The following is a 17,912-nucleotide window of genomic DNA, read 5'->3' as shown; positions in this document are numbered from 1 at the left end:
CGGGTTCAGCTTCCATCCCGAAAAGACGCCAAAAAGCGCACCCGAATTTCAGGATGTGCAGAGTTAGTCAACTTCGCCATTCTAGCAAAAAAGCCCCCGCCTCGGCCAGCAGCACACCGGGGCGATACTGGAGTACCTGCTTTAGAGGAAGCCTGTGCGCGTCGTCTTTTTTGGCACCGCCGAATTTGCTGTTCCAAGTCTTGAGCGCCTGCTCGCCCAGCCAGATATCGAGGTGGCTGCCGTCGTCACCCAGCCGGATCGCCCCCAGGGCCGGGGCAATCGCCTGAGCGCGCCGCCTGTCAAGCAACTGGCCCAAAAACGCGGACTTACTGTCTTTCAGCCCGAGCGCCTGCGCAAGTCCGAGGAGGTGCTCGCTGCCTTAGAGTCGCAGCAGGCCGACTTTTTTGTCGTCGCCGCCTACGGCCAGATTTTGCCCCAGCGCGTCCTCGATCTGCCAGGCCGCGCCCCGATCAACGTCCACGGTTCGCTGTTGCCCAAATATCGCGGTGCCGCCCCGGTGCAGTGGGCGATCTACCGGGGCGAAAGTGAGAGCGGCGTGACGATCATGCGCATGGAAGCTGGACTCGACACCGGGCCGATGCTCAAAAAGGCCGTAGTGGCGATCGAGCCGGAGGAAACCGCCGAAGCACTCCTGGCCCGGCTCGCTCAGATAGGGGCGGATCTGCTCATCCAGACTCTTAGAGAATTTGACCGGCTCATCCCCGAGGTCCAGGACGACAGCCAGAGTTCCTACGCGCCCCTTATCGACAAGCAGCTCTACCGGATCGACTGGCAGCAGGCCGCCCCCCAGATCCGCAACCAGATCCGCGCCTTCTACCCCTACGCCCATACATTCCATTGGAAAGAACGTCTACGCATTCTCGAAAGCAGATTGACACATAACGGCTCAAAAGAATTGTTGCCTGGAACAATAATTAATATAATAAAAGGACAGGGGCTGGAGGTGCAGACCGGCGACGGTGCGCTTTTGATTACGAAGGTGCAGCCGGCAGGTAAAAAAGCACAATCCGCCTGGGACTACGCCAACGGCAGCCGGACGCAGGCTGGCGATTGCCTGGGGCTTCCAGATTCACCCCCTGATTAGCAAAAAGGAGCCTGGCGATGTTTCTTGCTCCCGGTTGGTGGCTTTTGATTCCGGGAATCGTGCTGATGCTCTGGGCCCAGTCGCGGGTGCAGGGTACCTACCGCAAGTGGTCGCAATTTCGCTCGCAGCTGGGGATGAACGGTGCCCAGGTTGCCCGAGCCATCCTCGATCGCAAGGGGCTGGGCCACGTCGCAGTCGAGGCGGTCCCAGGCGAGCTGAGCGATCACTACGACCCCCAGGCCAAGGTGGTCCGCCTCAGCGAGTCGAACTACTACTCCGGCTCGATTGCGGCGGCGGCGGTGGCGGCGCACGAAGTCGGCCACGCCCTGCAGGATGCAGGCGGTTACGCGCCGATGTTTGTGCGCGCCAGTCTGGTGCCGGTGGCCAATATTGGGGCAAGTCTCGGTCCCTGGCTAGTGCTGGGCGGTCTGGTCTTCAATCTGGGCGGTTGGCTTGTCAACCTGGGTATCGTCCTGTTCGCCGCTGCCCTGCTGTTTCATCTCGTGACGCTGCCGGTCGAGTTCGACGCCTCGAAGCGCGCCCTCGCCATCGTCGATCACCTGGGCATCCTGCAGGGCGACGAGCGCCAGGGAGCGCGCGAAGTTCTCACTGCCGCTGCCTGGACCTACATTGCGACGACGCTCTACGCGCTGTTGCAGCTGGTACAGCTATTGATGCTGCGCGATCAGCGCTAATTCAGCGATCGCCGGAGAGTGCCTCTGCCGCTGGTGGTCTCACCGGCGGTTTTTTGTTGCGCTTGCAATAATTTGTTGCTGGGCTGAAAGGCAGACGCCCCTGCCCCTATACACTGCATGATCAAGCAGTTCGAGGCGTCCTATGTTATTACTCAAAAATATTCTTCTGGCTGTCGAGGATTCATCTGCCCCGGTGCAGATGCTCAAGGCGCTGCTCGATCTTTCTGGTAGCCGGGGAGCACGCATCACCGCCCTGCACGTCGTCAAAGCCACCCCCTCGGCTCAAAAGTACGACGAGAGCCTGCTGCGCGGGCGGGAGATTCTTGAGAAGACGATTGCCCAACTGGCTCTGCCGCCCGAGTATGAGCTGCGCACGGTGCTGCGCACCGGCGATCCCAAAGACGTCGTCTGCCTGGTCGCCGAGGAGACCAATGCCTCGTTGCTGCTCATGGGGTCGCGGGGTTTGAATGCGATCGTCGCCATCCTCAAAAATTCGGTCAGCCAGTACGTCTTCCAGCGTGCCTCCTGCCCGATGCTGCTGTTGCGCGACGGCTTTTACGTCAACCGCCTGCGCCGGATCGCCGTGGCCGTCAGCGACACGATGGCCTCCAAGTTTGCCCTCAAGACCGCCGTCGATCTGGCCCGCCAGATCGAGGGGGGCCAGCTCCTGCTCATCCGGGTGCGCACCCGCCAGCTCGATCCGGGCGAGACGCTCAAAGTCGATAAGCCCGAAGAAGAAAGTCTGCTGCTCGCCACCGCCGCCGAGGTGGCCCGGCAGCAGGGCGTCAACTACCGCACCCTCTACGGCGTCGGCAGCCCCGGTCCTGAGATCTGCCGTCTGGCGGAGGAGAACGGCGCTGACCTGCTCGTGCTGGGCTGCCAGGACCGGCGACCGACCATCGCCCGCAACCTGCCGGATCTCGATCGGCTGTTGGGCAACTCCGTCTCGGACTACGTGCGCACCAACGCCAGTTGTCCAGTACTGTTGCAAAAGACCGCCGAATAGGAGCAGGCGGCGGGCGATATCATCAAGACAAGCCCGTTTCTCAGTGTTCGATGGACTCGCTGGCCTTCGAGCTTGGCCTCATCTTTTTGCTGATTGTGCTCAACGCCTTCTTCGCTGCAGCGGAGATTGCCCTGGTCTCGATTAACCGGGCTCGGCTGCAGATTCTCGTCGATAGCGGTGACCGGCGCGCCCGGCTGGTCGAAAAACTCAGCAACGACAGCACCCGCTTTCTGGCGACCATTCAAGTCGGGGTCACCTTCGCCGGTTTTTTTACCTCGGCGGCGGCGGCGGTGCAGCTGTCGGCTCCCCTCGCCCGCACTCTGGTGGCCCGCGTCGGTCCCTGGGGTGAAAATCTGGCTTTTTTTGTCGTCACCATTGCCGTCTCGCTCATCAGCCTGGTCCTGGGGGAACTGGTGCCAAAGCGCGCTGCCCTGGTGGCGGCGGAGCCAGTCGCCCTCGCCGTCGCCTATCCGATCGACCTGCTCGCTCGCCTGAGCGCGCCGCTCATCCAGTTTTTAAGCTGGCTTACCGACCTCATCGTTCGCCTTTTGGGCTTCCGCAAACTCCCATCCGAAGCGGGGATCACCCTGGCGGAGATCAAAAGCACGATCGACCTGGCGGAGGAGTCGGGCACCGTAGGCGAGCAGGAGCGGCGGATGATCTACGGGGCAGTGCAGCTCAACGCCCGCCCGGTGCGCACGCTGATGGTGCCCCGCGTCCAGCTTGTGAGTATTGCAGCGGAGGCGTCCGTGCAGGAGGCGCGCGCCGCCGTTGCCCACTCGGGCCACACCCGACTGCCGGTCTTTAACGAGACGATCGATTCGATTATCGGGGTTTTGCACGCCAAGGATCTGCTCGCGCTCAACCCACAACAGGAAGCGAGCCTGCAGGTGCGCGAGATCGCCCGGCCAGTGCAGTTTGTGCCGGATACCAAGCCGGCGGGCAGTCTGCTTCGAGAGATGCAGCAGCAGCGCACCCATCTGGTGGTCGTCGTCGATGAGTACGGCGGTACGGCGGGGGTCGTCACCCTCGAAGATCTCCTCGAAGAGATCGTCGGCGAAATCCGCGACGAGTACGACGCCGAGGAGGAGTTGGAGTACGAAAAACTCGCGGACGGTTCCGGCATCTTTCTGGCCCTCAGCAGCATCGCCACGGTCAACAACGTCCTCGACGTCGAGCTGCCGCGCGACACTGCCCTGACCCTGCGCGGGCTGATGGAGATGGCAATCGAGCGCGCCCCCAAGGAAGGCGAGCGCGTCGAGGTCGAGGGTTTCGAGCTGGAACTGTTGCCGGATGGCCAGCGGATCGCCGTGCGCACCCTGCCCGAGGTCGAGGATGAAGATGCCTGACCCCTGGCAATGGGATCCCGCCAGAAAGTACAGCAGCCATGCTGAGCCGGGGAGGCCGCAGCCCCTTCGAGAAAATAAAAAACCGCCCCGGAAGGGGCGGTGCGCTGTGACTCGGCAGGAGAACTCAGCTGTGGAGCTGCAGGGTGACGCGGGCAGTGAGGGAAGGGGAGCTGGGGACAAGCCAGGTGGTCAGTTGCTCACGGATGCTGTCGAGGACTGAGGGGTCTATCAGAACCGGGTTCTGCTCGATGAGTAAAAGGCGCTTGATGCGGCCCTTCTGGACGACCAGCTCGAAGACAAGCTTGCTACCCAGACCTGCCGGCAGTTTCAAGCTCTTCAAGTGATCCTCGAGATCCCGACGCGCCGCTTCGTCCAGACCGATCGCCCCCGTCACCTGGATCGCCGCTGCCGGTTGCTGCGGCTGGGGAGCAGCCTCTTTGGTAACCGCCTCGGTGCGGGGACGGGCAAGGGGAGGGGGAGCGGCAAAGGAGCCTATCGGCGTGAAGCGCGCCCTGGCGTATCCGCCCGCTGCGTCGGCTGCGCCGGAGCGCTCGTAATCGACGCCCTCGGGGGTGGGAACCGGTACCTGGACGGTGCGGCGCTCGCCGGTAGGATCGACGCGCACCTCTTCGCTGACGGCGACGAAGGCGGTGTACTCCGAGAGCAGGTGGTAGGCGAGGGCGGTGCGGGTGACAGCTTCGACGCCGCTTTTGGTGTCACCGGCGACCATCTGATTGGTGAGGTCTTTGAGCCGGGCCCGGCCCCAGAGTTGGGCGATGGCCGGGTTGTTTGGCTCGGAGTGGAAGGGGACAGCGACGCTCTGGCTGAAGGGAACCCCTCCGGCAGCGGTGCCGGTGATCCGCAGGGTACCGGGACGGCTGTCGGCTTTGCGGCCAAAGAGCACCAGCGGCTGGTTGGCAAACAGATCCGGCAGGGCGTGGGGATAGATTTCAGGCGGTGCGCCCTCGCCCTGCCAACTCACCTGGACGTCGGTGAGGACGGGGCTGTTGATCTGCTCAAAGAAGTGCTGGGCGACGGCAGCCGTCGGTTCGTCCTGGCGCACGACGCGGGCAGTGCCCCGGCCCACCTCCGCCAGCCTGTCGATCAAGTAGCGGTTGACGGAGCTGCCGACACCGAAGGTGTAGAGCCGGTTGCCGGGGGCAAGATGGCGCTGCACCTCGGCAATCACCCGCTTGTCGTCGCCGATGTAGCCGTCGGTGAGCAGCACGATGCTGCGCAGCCCGCCGTCCTTTGCCGCCGCAAAGGAGAGCACCTTGCGGATGCCGTTTAACAGTTCGGTGCCGCCGTTGGCGTTCAGGCGGGCGATGTAGGCGAGGGCCAGCTTGCGGTTGGCGGCGGTGTTGGCGAGGGGAGCGGCAGCCAGCTCGTCAGTCGTGTCGGAGAAGTTGACGATCGAAAAAGTGTCCTGCGGGTGCAGACCGGCGATAAAGCGGCGCATCAACTCCTGTGACTTGACGATCGGATCGCCGCTCTGGGAACCGCTGGTGTCCATCAAAAAGACGACATCTTTGGGCACGATCTCGTTTGGCTGATAGCGGATGGCTGGGATCAAGTAGGCGGCAAAGTGCCCGCCCCTATCGCCAGATTGGGTAAGGACGGTCGGTCGGGTCCGTTCCCCGCTCACCCGGTAGCGCAAGATCAAGTCCTTGTTGGGGATCGTGTCCGCCGCCGCCAGTTTTACCGCGAGCAGGCGGCCCTGGCGCTGCACGCGGATGGTATGGGAGGTGGATTGCACCGTCTCCACCGGCACCCCGGCGTCGATGGTGACGGCCACCGCAATGTCATGGCCGGAACGCTCCTCGGATCTCAGGTACGGAGGCCGGATCGTCGAGGCGTCCGGTACGCGATCGGTGTCACCGCTGCCGTCGATCGCTTTGCCGGGGATGTAGCGCGGGCCGACCACCATCGGGAAGACGAATTCGTAGTCGCCCTTCTCAAATTTGACGCTCTCGCTGTAGCGGATCCGGACCTCGATTTGCTCGCCGGGGCGAATGTTGGCGAGGGACTGGGTAAAGATGTTGTCGCGCTGCTGCTCCAACAGTCCGGCGGTGCGGCCCTGGTTCTTTGCCTGCTGATAGATCTTCTGGGCCTCCTCGCGCTTTTTGATGTCGCCTTTGATCACCCGTTCACCGATGCGAATTTCCATCTCATCGACCGCCGATTCATCCGGCAGCGGAAAGACGTAGATCGCTTCGAGGGGATCGCTGAAGGGATTTTCAAAGGTCTGTCGCACTTCGACGCGGGCAATGTTGCCGCTTATCTGGGCCTTGACATCGGTGTGGCGAAGCACGAACGCCCTGTCACCTTTGAGGCCAAGGGTAAACAGGCAGCCGCTGCCGGGGGTGAGGGGCTGCGGGCCATTGCAGGCGGCACCGGCGGCTGGTTTATGGGCAAAAAGCGGGCTGAGACCCGCCAGCAGCACAAAAAACGCCGTCAAAGAAAATCCGAGAAGCAGGCGGGGTCTGGGAAGCATCGGAGTTGCCGGGGGTGTAAGTCCCGCCTCTGTAGGCGCGCTCCCTGGCGAGTTAAGCCAGCTTCACACTGGGCCGGTCTATCTCTACCTTTTGCCTGTCCTTCGGTCGAGGAGACGCGACAAAATCTATAACTTTTGTTCGGCTGACGGCGGGCCCAAAGCGGTCTACTCTGGTTCACAGCATACGCAGGACGCGCTCCGCAGGAAGGTAGAATGTCTCCCCTTAAAGCCCCGTTGCCACCGGATCCAGTCGCCTTAAAATTGCAAAATCTCTTAAGCGACCAGCAGTACCAGACGGTCACGACCCTGGCCGTTCACCGGCACGATGCCAATCAACTGCACATCATCGCCTGGAGCCTCGGTTTTATCGACAGGGAGCAGTTATCGGCGCTGTTTGGCAGCGAAGCGCTGGTAGAGTATTGATCTTGATCAGTCGGGATGACAGGATTCGAACCTGCGACCTCAGAGTCCCAAACTCCGCGCTCTACCAAGCTGAGCCACATCCCGCGCTTTCACAGCTTAACAGGCTGGCGGGGGTCTCTCGGGGGAAGGGGACATCTCTTCTGGGGACGACCAGCCCAGGGCGGAGCAAATCTGAGCGGCCAGTTGCATCGGGCGAAAAGGCTTGGTAAAGACGGCGGCAACTTCGAGGGCGGCAAAATTTTGCTGATCGGTCGATTGGACTTTGGCGGTCATCAAGATCACCGGAATCGTCCGGGTGGCCGGGTCGGCCTTCAGCCGTGCGAGGGTCGCCTGCCCATCGAGGTCGGGCATCATCACATCGAGCAAGATCACATCCGGTTGCTGCCGGCTAGCAACCGCTATCGCCTCGCTGCCGGAGGCGGCGGTGAGAACCTGCCAGCCGGCAGCCAGATCCAGGCCAAGCTGGGCGACGGCCCGGATGTCCTCCTCGTCATCGACGATCAACACGCACCTGCTCATCGATTCCTCCTCGTCTGTAAGCTCAGCCGTAGTGCAAAAGCGGCAGGGTGAGGTAGAAGGTGCTGCCCGCGCCGGGGACACTCTCGACCCAGATCCGGCCACCGTGGCGCTCGACGATATCGCGGCAGATGGCAAGCCCCAGGCCACTGCCGCCTTTTTGGCGCGAGTCGGAGGCATCGACCTGCTGAAAGCGCTCGAAGATGAGCCGGAGCTTCTCAGCCGGGATGCCCCGGCCTTGATCCTGGACCTGGATCTGCAGATGGTCCGACTGGACGTGGGCCGCAAGCCGGATCGTGCCTTTGGGCGGTGAAAATTTGATCGCGTTGTTGAGCAGGTTGATCAGCGCCTGCAAGATCCGATCCGGGTCGGCGAGCACCTCCGCCTCGCAAGACTCGACCACCAGGGCAATTTCGTTTTGCTCAGCTTGCGCCTGCAGTGCTTCGGCGGCCTGGACGAGCAGGCGGGCGGCGCTGCAGCGCACCTTCTGGATCGTGAACTGGTTGGCCTGCAGCCGCTCAAGATCGAGGATGTCGTTGACCAGGCGGGCGAGGCGTTCGGTGTTGGTGACGGCGATGGCGAGCACCTGTCGGCCTCGGGGAGTGAGGCTTCCCAATTGCCCGGTCCCGAGCAGGTCCAGCGCCCCGAGAAGCGAGGTGAGCGGCGTGCGCAATTCGTGACTCACCAGCGAGATCAGTTCGTTTTCAAGCCGCCGCCGCTCTGCCTCCAACCGCCTTGCCGGCGTCATGTCCCGAATCACCAGGACAGCGGAGCGCTCACCGTTCGCCATCTCGACACAACTGCCGGAAATCTCCAGGGCCAGGGCGCAGCCGCCGCGCTGCAGTTCGTACTCGCCCCCTTCGTAGCGGCCTGCGAGGATGCGCGCATCCGGATAGGCCGAACAGGCAACCGCCTGACCAGCCTGCCATAGCGGCAGCAGGTGATTGAGCTTTTCGCCTAAGACCAGGATGTGCTCGCAGTTGACCAGCCGGTCGAAGGCGGCGTTGCACCACTGGATGTGGCAGTCTTTGTCGGTCCAGACGATAGCGTCGGCAATCGCTCCGAGGGCGACCTCCATCTTGCCCAGGGTCGAGCGCAACTGGTCGATCAGGCCCATCAGATCCGTACCCACCGCCTGCTCCTATCCATCGAGGGGCAGCAGGGGCCGCAGCGTCGCCATAAAGACCCACTCGCCCTGGTGCTCTTCGGCGGCAATCAGGTGCTCCGCTTCGATCTGCCTGCCGTCTCGGGTAACGCCTTTGAGGCGCATCGGGTGGTTGAGAATGGTCGATTTTTGGGTCGTGAGAAAGCGTGAAAAGCCCAGGTGGTGGGAGGCATGGAAGCTGTCGGGGATGATTGCGGTGATGAGCTGGCCTCTAATCTCCGCTGCGCTCCAGCCAAAAACGGCGCAGAAGCGTTCGTTGACGTAGGTCACAAAGCCCTGCTGGTCGGTAACCACCACCGGCACGTCGGTTCGCTGTTTGATCTGCTCGAGGATCGTCATCGCAGGAGGATGGCTCACGATCGCTGCACACTGGTAGCGGCGGAGCGATATAGAGATTGTACGCTCAGGCCGTCGCCGGGGTACTCGGCAATACTGCAGCTAAAGTGTACCTGGAAAGTGCCGCCATCCGCGCCGGTGTACACCTGCAACTGCAGCGCTTTGATGGCAAGGGCCAGGTGTGCTTCGGCCTGGGCTCGCTGCATCGCCAGACCGACGACAAACTCCCCTTCGCCCCAGTAGCCCAAAATGTCATCGCCGCTCAGGGTAGAAGGCAGCAGCCTGCCCCAGCGCTGGAGGATCTGACGACCGGCGGCGTGGCCATGGGCCAGATGCACCCGGCGCAGGCCAGCGATAGCAAGGATTGCCAGGCAGAAAGGCTGCCCTGCCCTGGCCTTGTGGATCTGCGCTTCGAGGATGCGGCTGGAGTGGAGCTGGTTGGCAAGCCCGCTGAGCGGATCTTTTGCGCTCAAGGCGGCGAGCAGCCGCAACCGTTCCAGGCGGCTTGTGATTCGGCTCAGCAGTTCTGCCCCGACCACAGGTTTACTCACATAATCGTCCGCCCCAACCGCGAACAGGCGCTGAATCGTCTGCCAGTCGCGGTGAGCGGTCAAAAACAGCACCGGCAGGCTCTGCCAGTCGGGGTTTTCTCGGATCGCCCGGCAGAGGCTGATGCCATCTTGATGCGGCATCTCGACATCGAGAATCACCAGATCTGGCGCAACGGTGCCCAGCACTTCCCAAAACTGACGCGCATCGGCAAGGGTACTCGTGCAAATGCCCCAGGGGGCGAGCATCGGCGGCAGGGCGGCCAGAAAAATCGGGTCGTCGTCTACGACGAGCACGCCAATTTCGGCAGCTCCCCTGGGCCGGGCAGCCGGACGGGGCAGGGCAAGCGCCGCTGCATCGCCTGTAATACAAGTTCCTAACTGCTCGACGAGCTGAGCGAGTTGGGGTTCCAATTTTTTGGCTTCGAGCATCTGCTCGACCTGCCGCGCCAGGTCGCTCCCCGCGTCCCGCTCGAACATTCCGAGGGTGCCCGCCAGTTTGTGGGCGGCCTGAGCGGCCTGTTGGCGGAGAGCCTCGGGAATCTGCCCCTGCTCGACAAGGACAGTGGCTGCTTCCTGGAGCACCGCCTGGCGCTCAGCCATCAAATCCCGATAACGTTCCCACAGCCCGGCCATCTCCTGGCGATAGCGCTCCTGGGCTGTGGCGGCGGTGGCGGCTGCCGCCTGGATGTGGGGATGCAACCGGTAGCCCAGAGCGTAGATGTTCTCGATCCAGTCCACCGCCCCCGCTGCCTTTAATTTTTGGCGCAGTCCCTTGACGTGGGCTTTGACGCTTTCTTCTAGAGGTGGGTCGTCGAAGCTCCACAGGTGCTCGACGATCTCCCCCCGGCTGAAGACGCGCTCCGGGTGGCGCATCAACAGTTCCAGCAGGCTGTATTCCTTGGGGGTAAGACAGAGCCCCTTCTCGCCGTAATGGACTTCACAGCTGCGCGGGTCCAGCCGCAGTTTTTCTACCTGCAGGATGGGCGAGCGCTGTGCCTCGCTGCGCCGCAACAGGGCTCGGATCCGGGCGCGCAGCTCCTCGATGTCGAGGGGCTTGCTCACATAATCGTCCGCCCCGGCGTCCAGCCCCCGGATGCGCTCGCTCGGGGCATCCCGCGCTGTCATCAGTAAAATCGGCGTTCCGCAGCCTGCCTCGCGCAGCTTGCGGCAGAGGCGAATCCCGTCGAGCCCAGGCAGCCCCACATCCATCAAGATCAAGTCGTAGGGAGCACCCAGGGCGTAATCGCCGCCAGAATGGCCGTCCGTCGCCAGATCGACGACCCAGTGCTGGGCAGCGAGAGCCTGGGAGAGCACCTTCGCCAGTACGTCGTCGTCCTCGATAAGTAGGATGCGCATGACGATTTAAACGAAAAACGACAGCAACTTTTTCCTTCCCCAGTTTCTCCCGATTGCTCCGTAGGCTCGAAGGTGTAGGGGAAGGCACAGGCCGCAATCGTTGCATGGCCGATTCCCCAGCCAGTTTACCCCCAACTCAGCAAGGAGAGGCACCATGAAGACCACTACGATCGAGCGGCTCACAACCAGCAATAGCGTCTTACAAGTTCCCACACCCAAATCGACGCTGCGGGCGCGCTGGTTCGAGGAGAACGGCAAATTGTTCTGCCGCTGGTTTGCCGTTGTCAGTTAGCGGCGGGGGGTTGGAGTCTTTTGCGCTTGTTCAATTTTTTGGTCTGCAGGTGGAGTGCATAGTCGCCATGAATTTGTCTTTGACGGATCAACAGACGTACCTCTGGAGCTTTTTATTTGCCTGGTCGGTCTATCTTGCCCTGCTTGTGCGCAAAGGACCGCGCTACTTGATGCCAGGCAGCTCCCCCTGGCTCAGGCGGGAGCTGCGCCGCAATCTGGGCGGACGCTAGGGCAGGGGACTACAAATGGTCGGCTGTGTCTAATCTGGTTTTGCCCAGCGGGCGACTTCGCCAATCACGATCACGGCGGGCGGCTCGAAGTGGGTGCCCCGCACCCGCTCGACGACGGTGGCCAGGGTGGCGGTGAGCACCTGCTGGCGGGGAGTGGTGCCCCAGCGGATGAGGGCGACCGGGGTAGATGGAGAGCGCCCCGAGGCGAGGACTTTCTGGGCAATCGCTTCGATCTGAAGCACACCCATATAGATAACCAGCGTCTCGGCGGCCCCGGCCAGTTCCCCCCAGCGGATCTCAGGCCGGTAGGTCTCGATCGCTTCGTGGCCTGTGACAAAGGCCACCGAAGCGCTGTAGTCGCGGTGGGTAAGCGGAATACCAGCGAAGGCGGGAGCGGCGATCCCGGCGGTGATGCCGGGGACGACTTCGACGGCGATCCCCGCTTTTTGGAGGGCCGCCATCTCCTCGCCGCCCCGGCCAAAGATGAACGGGTCGCCGCCTTTGAGGCGGACCACCGCTGCGTGGCGGTGGCTGAGATCGATGAGGGCGTCGATGATCTGCTCTTGCGAGAGCGAGTGGCGACCGGTGCGCTTGCCCGCGTAGAGCTGCTCGGCGCGCTCAGGCAAAAGTGCCAGCACTTCCGGGCTCACCAGCGCGTCGTAGACCACCGCGTCGCAGTGCTCGATGAGCGCTTTGGCCCGCACCGTGAGCAGGCCCGGATCGCCCGGACCGGCACCGACGAGATAGACTTTGGCGCTAGACGGGGGCGAGGACGGAAGCAAGGGACGATTCCACCAGATCCTGCATCAGGGGCAGCAGCCGATTGTCTGGTCCCAATACTGTATCCAGTTGCAGGTCGAGTTTGGTGAATTCGCCTGCGAGCCGCTCGACTTCCCAGGCAACCCGGTCGGTGAGACTGCCTTCAAATAAGAAGTACGGCAGAAGCAACACGCGGCGGATCGAGGAGTGGCTGAGTTCGCGCAGGGTCGAGCGCAGGTCGGGCTGGACTTTCCAGAAGGCGGCGGTGACGAGGGGGCCACCCAGATTTTCCCAGACGCCGTCGGCCATATCCTGCACCAGGCGGTTCGCCTCCTCGCGCCGGCTACCGTGGGCGAGGATCACCACCGCCGTGTGCTCGTCGATCTTGCCCGGCCACTGGCGGGCGCGCTCGCTTAAAAGCGTCTCCATCCACTCGTGCTCGCCCAGCGACGGCGTGCGCAAAAAACGCACCTGGGGATGACTGCGGCGGGCACGCTCCAGCGCCTCGCCGAGGTCTTCCTCGACGTGCATTCCTGGTGCGAGAAACAGCGGCAGCAGCACAAAGCGCTCTCCCGGCACCGCCTCGATGGCGATCTGCTCGTCGAGCAGCCGCTCGGCGTACTCCAGCGTCCCTGAGACGATGCGAAAATGAGAGTAGCGTCGAAAGCGCTCGACTAACGAAGCGAAGGCGCGCTGGGATCGCTGGTCGGAACTGCCGTGTCCGCACAAAAAAACTGTCACCGAAGCAGAGGTTGAAACATTCATGTCCTTGATCCCAATGCCGACGCACCCACTGCGCGCCACCATTTCCAAGCGTAGCGCAAGCCGGGGATCGCTTCAGCTATCAAGGGACACAACCCCCTCAAAATGGTTCATTCGGCCCATTTTCTGCGCCTTGAACAATGCTGAACAACGAGTTAAGTTAGATTAAGAAACTCATCCTACCCACTCTAAGGGAAGCAGCAGATGAAATTTTCCTGGAAGACCCTTTTGCTGGGGGCGATCCCGCTCATTTTGATCGGGGTGCTGTTGTGGCAGAGCCTGCCGAGCGGTTCGCCGCGCGGCGAGACAGCGAACACGGCGACCGCCGCCATGGCCTACACCGATTTTCTCAGCGCCATCGAGCAGGGCAAGGTCGAAAAAGTCGATATTCTCGACGGTGGCCGGGTGGCGATTGCGACGCTGCCCGATCCGAGCATTCCGGATACGGCTCCGCAGCGCTTCCGGGTGAATCTGCCCCTTTCGGACCTCAACGATCTCTACGCCACCCTGCGCAGCAAGAACGTAGACTTTGCTGCCCAGCCGCCGAGCAACAACGGCGCTTTTTTGGGCATCCTGGGCAACCTGTTCTTCCCGATCTTGCTGTTGGGCGGACTGTTTTTGCTGCTGCGCCGCTCCAGTAACAGCAGCGGCCCCGGTCAGGCGATGAACTTCGGTAAGTCCAAGGCCCGCTTCCAGATGGAGGCCAAGACCGGCGTCAAATTCGACGATGTAGCCGGTATCGACGAAGCCAAAGAAGAACTGCAGGAAGTGGTCCAGTTCCTCAAGCGTCCCGAGCGCTTCACGGCGGTCGGGGCCAAGATTCCCAAGGGCGTGCTTCTCGTCGGTCCTCCCGGCACCGGCAAGACGCTGCTCGCCAAGGCGATCGCCGGTGAGGCGGGGGTGCCCTTCTTCTCGATCTCTGGTTCTGAATTTGTCGAGATGTTCGTGGGCGTCGGTGCCAGCCGCGTGCGCGACCTGTTCAAAAAAGCCAAAGAAAACGCTCCCTGCATCGTATTTATCGACGAAATCGACGCCGTAGGCCGCCAGCGCGGTGCCGGTATTGGCGGCGGCAACGACGAGCGCGAGCAGACCCTCAACCAGTTACTGGTCGAGATGGACGGCTTCGAGGGCAACACCGGCATCATCATCATCGCCGCCACCAACCGCCCCGACGTGCTCGATGCGGCGATCCTGCGTCCTGGCCGCTTTGATCGGCAGATCACCGTCGATCGGCCCGACATGGCAGGTCGGCTGGAGGTACTCAAAGTCCACGCCCGCAACAAAAAATTAGCAGCCGACATCGACCTTGATGTCATTGCCCGCCGCACCCCCGGCTTTGCCGGTGCGGACCTGGCGAACCTGCTCAACGAGGCCGCCATCCTCGCCGCCCGCCGTCGCCAGAACGAAATCACGATGCGCGACATCGACGACGCCACCGACCGGGTGATCGCCGGCCTCGAAAAGCAACCCCTCGTCGATAGCAAGAAGAAGCGGCTCATCGCCTACCACGAAGTCGGCCACGCCCTGGTGGGCACGCTGCTGCCCGACCACGATCCCGTGCAGAAGGTGACGATCATCCCCCGAGGACGGGCCGGTGGCCTCACCTGGTTCACGCCCTCCGAGGAGCAGATGCTCATCACCCGCAACCAGCTTCTCGCCCGGATCAAGGGCGCTCTCGGCGGTCGGGCCGCCGAGGAGGTGGTCTTTGGCGACGACGAGGTGACCACGGGCGCTTCCTCGGACTTGATGCAGATCTCCAATCTGGCCCGCCAGATGGTGACGCGCTTTGGCATGTCCGATCTGGGCCTGCTCTCCCTCACCGGCGGCGGCGAGGTCTTTTTGGGCCGCGACCTGATGCAGCGCTCGGATATGTCCGAAGATGTTTCAGCCCTCGTAGACGAGCAGGTGCGCAACATCGTCAAGCGCTGCCACACCGAGACGGTCGAGTTGCTCACCCGCTACCGCTCACTGATGGACCGGATCGTCGATCTGCTGCTCGAAAAGGAGACGATCGACGGCGACGAGTTGCGCCGGTTGGTGAGCGAAGTGGTCGAAATTCCGATGAAGGAGCAGACCGTACCGGCTCTCAGTTCCTGAATCTGACTGCTACCAAAATCCAGGGCGGGGGAGCGATACCCCCGCTTTTTTGTGCCGCCCGGCGATCTGGCACACCCTCGTCCCTACGGGCTCAGGCTGCGATCGATGATGCCCGTAGACGAGTGGAGAAGTTTGAATGCACGCGCTGGGAGAGTGGCTGCGCTGGTGTATCGCCGGGTTCGCCCTGGCCGCCCAATCTTACTACTTTGGCTGTGAAGAAACACGCATTTTGCCCGCCGATGTCAGCCGGAACAGTATGGCCGAAAGTGGGCAATTGACAGTCGGCGAACGGCGATGATACCTTGAGTCAAGTCTCTTGACTTATCCAGAGCAGGCGTAGGGAACAGGCCCGGTGACGCCACGGCAACCGTCCTCAAGGGAGGGAAGAGGTGCCAATTCCTGCGGTTCCGACCAGAACCGGAAGATAAGTCAATCACCCTGATACTGCGAAGATTGCAAGCCAAGAGACGCATCTACCTATCCACTGGAGGGAGTTGTTTGTCTCGCTATCTTTTTTCTTCTGAATCCGTGACCGAGGGGCATCCCGACAAGATCTGCGATCAGATCTCCGATGCGATCCTCGACGCCCTGCTCACCCAGGATGCCAGTTCGCGCGTTGCCGCCGAGGTCGTGGTCAACACCGGCATGGTTATCGTCACCGGCGAAATCACCACCAAGGCGCAGGTCAACTTTACCCGCCTCGTGCGCGAGAAGATCCGCGAAATCGGCTATACCGACGCCGACAACGGCTTTAGCGCCGACTCCTGCTCGGTGTTTCTCGCCCTCGACGAGCAGTCCCCCGACATCTCCCAGGGCGTGAGCCTGGCCCAGGAGGCCCGCCAGAACGAAGACGATCTTTTTGATCGGGTCGGTGCGGGCGATCAGGGGTTGATGTTTGGCTTTGCCTGCACGGAGACGCCGGAGTTGATGCCGCTGCCGATCAGCCTCGCCCACCGGTTGACGCGCCAGCTCGCCCTGGTGCGCAAAAATGGCACTCTGTCCTACCTCAAACCGGACGGCAAAGCCCAGGTGACGGTCGAATACGAGCGGACGGGCGGCATCGACCGGCCCGTGCGCATTCACACGATTCTCATCTCGACCCAGCACACCGCCACGATCGGCGAGATCGCCGACAACGAGGCGGTGCAGGCGCGCATCCGCGAAGATCTCTGGACCCACGTCGTCGGTCCGGCTTTTGGCGACATCGCCATCCAGCCCGACGCCCAGACGCGGCTACTGGTCAATCCCACCGGCAAGTTCGTGATCGGCGGTCCCCAGGGCGACGCCGGTCTTACGGGCCGCAAGATCATCGTCGATACCTACGGCGGCTACGCCCGCCACGGCGGCGGTGCTTTTTCGGGCAAGGACCCCACCAAGGTAGACCGCTCCGCCGCTTACGCCGCCCGCTACGTCGCCAAGAACATCGTGGCGGCGGAGTTGGCCGACCGGTGCGAGGTGCAGGTCGCCTACGCCATCGGTGTCGCCCGGCCCCTGAGCGTGCTGGTCGAGACTTTTGGGACTGGCCGGGTCTCCGACGAAGCGCTGATGCTGCTGGTGCGCGAGCACTTCGACCTGCGGCCCGCAGCGATCATCCGCGACTTTGAGCTGTGCCAGCTCCCCGCCCGGCGCGGCGGTCGCTTTTATCAGGAAGTCGCAGCCTACGGCCACCTGGGCCGCCCGGACCTCGATCTGCCCTGGGAGCGGACCGACAAGGCGGCGATTCTCCAGCAGGCGATTCAGACGGCAGCGGTCTGATAGGCAGCCGGGCTAAACACCCGGCTGCCCTACGGCTGCTCTCCGGCCAGCAGAGCGTAGCGGGCTGCGCCCAGAAGGGCCGTCCGGTCGTTGAGGATGATCGAAAGCGGCATCGCTTCCAGCAGCGGTTGCAGGCGGCCTTTGGCGACGAACGCCTGCAGGAAGGCGGGGGTGCGGAGTTTTGCGACGATCTTGGGGGCGATGCCGCCCCCCACGTACAGGCCGCCCCTTGCCATGATCTTGAGGGCGAGGTTGCCCGCCTCCGCCCCGTAGAGGGCGACGAACAGATCCAGCGCCTGCTCGGAGAGCGGGTCGTTGCCGCTCAGCGCCGAGCGGCCAATCACCGAGGGCAGGTCTTCGGCCTGCCGCAGTTGCTGCTGGGTAGCAGCGGATTCTTTGCCCCGGCCCGTGTCGCGCAAGAAGCGATAGAGGTTGTAAAGCCCCGGCCCGGAGAGCACCCGCTCCCAGCTCACCCGGCCATACTCGGCGGTGAGGTACTGCAACAGTTCGACCTGCAGCTCGCCCGCTGGAGCAAAGTCGGTGTGGCCGCCCTCGGTGGCGAAGGGCCGGTGCCTATGGCCGTCCCAGTAGAGCCCTGCCTCGCCGAGTCCGGTGCCCGCTGAGATAATCGCCGCGTTGCCGGTGGCACCGGGCACACCGGCGTTGACGACCACCAGATCCGATGGCCGCAGGAGGGCGATGCCGTAGGCGTTCGCCTCCAGATCGTTGATCAGGCCCACGTCCATCAAGTCCAGAGCGCTCTGGAGTGTGCTCGCCTCGATGAGCCAGGGCAGGTTTGTCGCGTGTACCTGACCGTCGATCACCGGTCCTGCCACCCCAAAGCTGGCCTGGTCCACTTTTTTGTGGCCCTGCCTGTCTAAAAATAGAGCGACGATCTCTTCGAGGCCAGCGTAAGCATGGGTGAGAAAGCTCTGCTCCGCCAGGGTCTCAAGGTGATCCCCCCTGTCCTCAAAAAGGGCAAGCCGCACATTCGTGCCGCCAATGTCACCCGCTAAGATCAT

At 62.9% G+C, this 17,912-nt stretch carries 18 protein-coding genes, 1 tRNA gene and 1 riboswitch; of the genes, 10 read left to right on the top strand and 9 right to left on the bottom strand.

The features are described from left to right. Positions 1–154 precede the first annotated feature (154 nt). From fmt to GKIL_RS14140, 4 genes are all read left to right on the top strand, one after another. Positions 155–1,105 carry a methionyl-tRNA formyltransferase gene (fmt, locus tag GKIL_RS14155; RefSeq protein ID WP_023174368.1) on the top strand — a complete coding sequence of 317 codons (951 nt, stop codon included), beginning with the start codon at positions 155–157 and terminating at the stop codon, positions 1,103–1,105. A 17-nt stretch (positions 1,106–1,122) separates the two neighbouring features. Further along, positions 1,123–1,800, top strand: coding sequence for a zinc metallopeptidase (locus GKIL_RS14150; protein ID WP_023174367.1), 678 nt, complete (start codon positions 1,123–1,125; stop codon positions 1,798–1,800). A gap of 142 nt (positions 1,801–1,942) precedes the next feature. Next, entirely contained in the window at positions 1,943–2,806 is an 864-nt protein-coding gene (locus GKIL_RS14145; protein ID WP_023174366.1) for a universal stress protein, read from the top strand. 50 nt (positions 2,807–2,856) lie between these two features. After that, complete coding sequence (locus GKIL_RS14140) at positions 2,857–4,155, top strand: hemolysin family protein (RefSeq protein WP_023174365.1); 1,299 nt, start codon at positions 2,857–2,859, stop codon at positions 4,153–4,155. Between the two features lie 124 nt (positions 4,156–4,279). Here GKIL_RS14140 and GKIL_RS14135 read toward each other — a convergent pair whose 3' ends face one another. Beyond that, complete coding sequence (locus GKIL_RS14135; protein ID WP_023174364.1) at positions 4,280–6,649, bottom strand: VIT domain-containing protein; 2,370 nt, start codon at positions 6,647–6,649, stop codon at positions 4,280–4,282. 213 nt (positions 6,650–6,862) lie between these two features. Here GKIL_RS14135 and GKIL_RS14130 point away from each other — a divergent pair, with 213 nt between their 5' ends. After that, a complete protein-coding gene (locus GKIL_RS14130) occupies positions 6,863–7,072 on the top strand; it encodes a hypothetical protein (RefSeq protein ID WP_023174363.1) in 210 nt (69 codons plus the stop codon). A 10-nt stretch (positions 7,073–7,082) separates the two neighbouring features. Here the strand turns inward: GKIL_RS14130 and GKIL_RS14125 are convergent. The 5 genes from GKIL_RS14125 to GKIL_RS14105 all read right to left on the bottom strand — a co-directional run bounded on the left by GKIL_RS14125 (position 7,083) and on the right by GKIL_RS14105 (position 10,996). Next, a tRNA-Pro gene (locus GKIL_RS14125) sits at positions 7,083–7,156 on the bottom strand. A 12-nt stretch (positions 7,157–7,168) separates the two neighbouring features. Then, a complete protein-coding gene (locus GKIL_RS14120) occupies positions 7,169–7,591 on the bottom strand; it encodes a response regulator (protein WP_023174362.1) in 423 nt (140 codons plus the stop codon). A gap of 22 nt (positions 7,592–7,613) precedes the next feature. Further along, positions 7,614–8,720, bottom strand: a complete 1,107-nt coding sequence (locus GKIL_RS14115; RefSeq protein ID WP_023174360.1) for a PAS domain-containing sensor histidine kinase — start codon at positions 8,718–8,720, stop codon at positions 7,614–7,616. Positions 8,721–8,729: 9 nt separating this feature from the next. Next, a complete protein-coding gene (locus tag GKIL_RS14110) occupies positions 8,730–9,110 on the bottom strand; it encodes a PAS domain S-box protein (RefSeq protein WP_223173772.1) in 381 nt (126 codons plus the stop codon). Further along, on the bottom strand, positions 9,107–10,996 hold the full coding sequence (locus GKIL_RS14105) for a response regulator (RefSeq protein ID WP_023174358.1): 1,890 nt from the start codon (positions 10,994–10,996) through the stop codon (positions 9,107–9,109). Before GKIL_RS14105 ends, GKIL_RS14110 begins: the two co-directional genes overlap by 4 nt. A gap of 154 nt (positions 10,997–11,150) precedes the next feature. Here GKIL_RS14105 and GKIL_RS25330 point away from each other — a divergent pair, with 154 nt between their 5' ends. Both GKIL_RS25330 and GKIL_RS25325 read left to right on the top strand, forming a co-directional pair. Then, entirely contained in the window at positions 11,151–11,288 is a 138-nt protein-coding gene (locus tag GKIL_RS25330; protein WP_023174356.1) for a hypothetical protein, read from the top strand. 67 nt (positions 11,289–11,355) lie between these two features. After that, positions 11,356–11,517, top strand: coding sequence for a hypothetical protein (locus GKIL_RS25325; protein WP_023174355.1), 162 nt, complete (start codon positions 11,356–11,358; stop codon positions 11,515–11,517). A 29-nt stretch (positions 11,518–11,546) separates the two neighbouring features. Here GKIL_RS25325 and cobA read toward each other — a convergent pair whose 3' ends face one another. Then, complete coding sequence (gene cobA / locus GKIL_RS14100) at positions 11,547–12,299, bottom strand: uroporphyrinogen-III C-methyltransferase (protein WP_023174354.1); 753 nt, start codon at positions 12,297–12,299, stop codon at positions 11,547–11,549. Then, positions 12,274–13,041: a sirohydrochlorin chelatase gene (locus GKIL_RS14095; RefSeq protein ID WP_041243965.1), complete on the bottom strand. Its 768-nt coding sequence runs from the start codon at positions 13,039–13,041 to the stop codon at positions 12,274–12,276. Before GKIL_RS14095 ends, cobA begins: the two co-directional genes overlap by 26 nt. Before the next feature lie 201 nt (positions 13,042–13,242). On the opposite strand from GKIL_RS14095, the gene ftsH reads away from it, so the two are divergent. The 3 genes from ftsH to metK all read left to right on the top strand — a co-directional run bounded on the left by ftsH (position 13,243) and on the right by metK (position 16,890). Next, positions 13,243–15,135, top strand: coding sequence for an ATP-dependent zinc metalloprotease FtsH (gene ftsH, locus GKIL_RS14090; RefSeq protein WP_023174351.1), 1,893 nt, complete (start codon positions 13,243–13,245; stop codon positions 15,133–15,135). A gap of 136 nt (positions 15,136–15,271) precedes the next feature. Continuing rightward, positions 15,272–15,433 carry a hypothetical protein gene (locus GKIL_RS25320; protein ID WP_023174350.1) on the top strand — a complete coding sequence of 54 codons (162 nt, stop codon included), beginning with the start codon at positions 15,272–15,274 and terminating at the stop codon, positions 15,431–15,433. A 20-nt stretch (positions 15,434–15,453) separates the two neighbouring features. After that, a riboswitch (SAM riboswitch) is annotated at positions 15,454–15,566 on the top strand. 67 nt (positions 15,567–15,633) lie between these two features. Further along, the gene (gene metK, locus GKIL_RS14085; RefSeq protein WP_023174348.1) at positions 15,634–16,890 is read left to right on the top strand and encodes a methionine adenosyltransferase; all 1,257 of its coding nucleotides are present in this window, start codon (positions 15,634–15,636) and stop codon (positions 16,888–16,890) included. Between the two features lie 29 nt (positions 16,891–16,919). Here metK and glk read toward each other — a convergent pair whose 3' ends face one another. After that, positions 16,920–17,912: a glucokinase gene (gene glk / locus GKIL_RS14080; protein ID WP_023174347.1), complete on the bottom strand. Its 993-nt coding sequence runs from the start codon at positions 17,910–17,912 to the stop codon at positions 16,920–16,922.

Source organism: Gloeobacter kilaueensis JS1, assembly GCF_000484535.1.
GTDB classification, from domain to species: Bacteria; Cyanobacteriota; Cyanobacteriia; order Gloeobacterales; family Gloeobacteraceae; genus Gloeobacter; species Gloeobacter kilaueensis.
The sequence above is the reverse complement of the archived record's forward strand: the minus strand, read 5'-3'. Positions and strand labels throughout refer to the sequence as shown.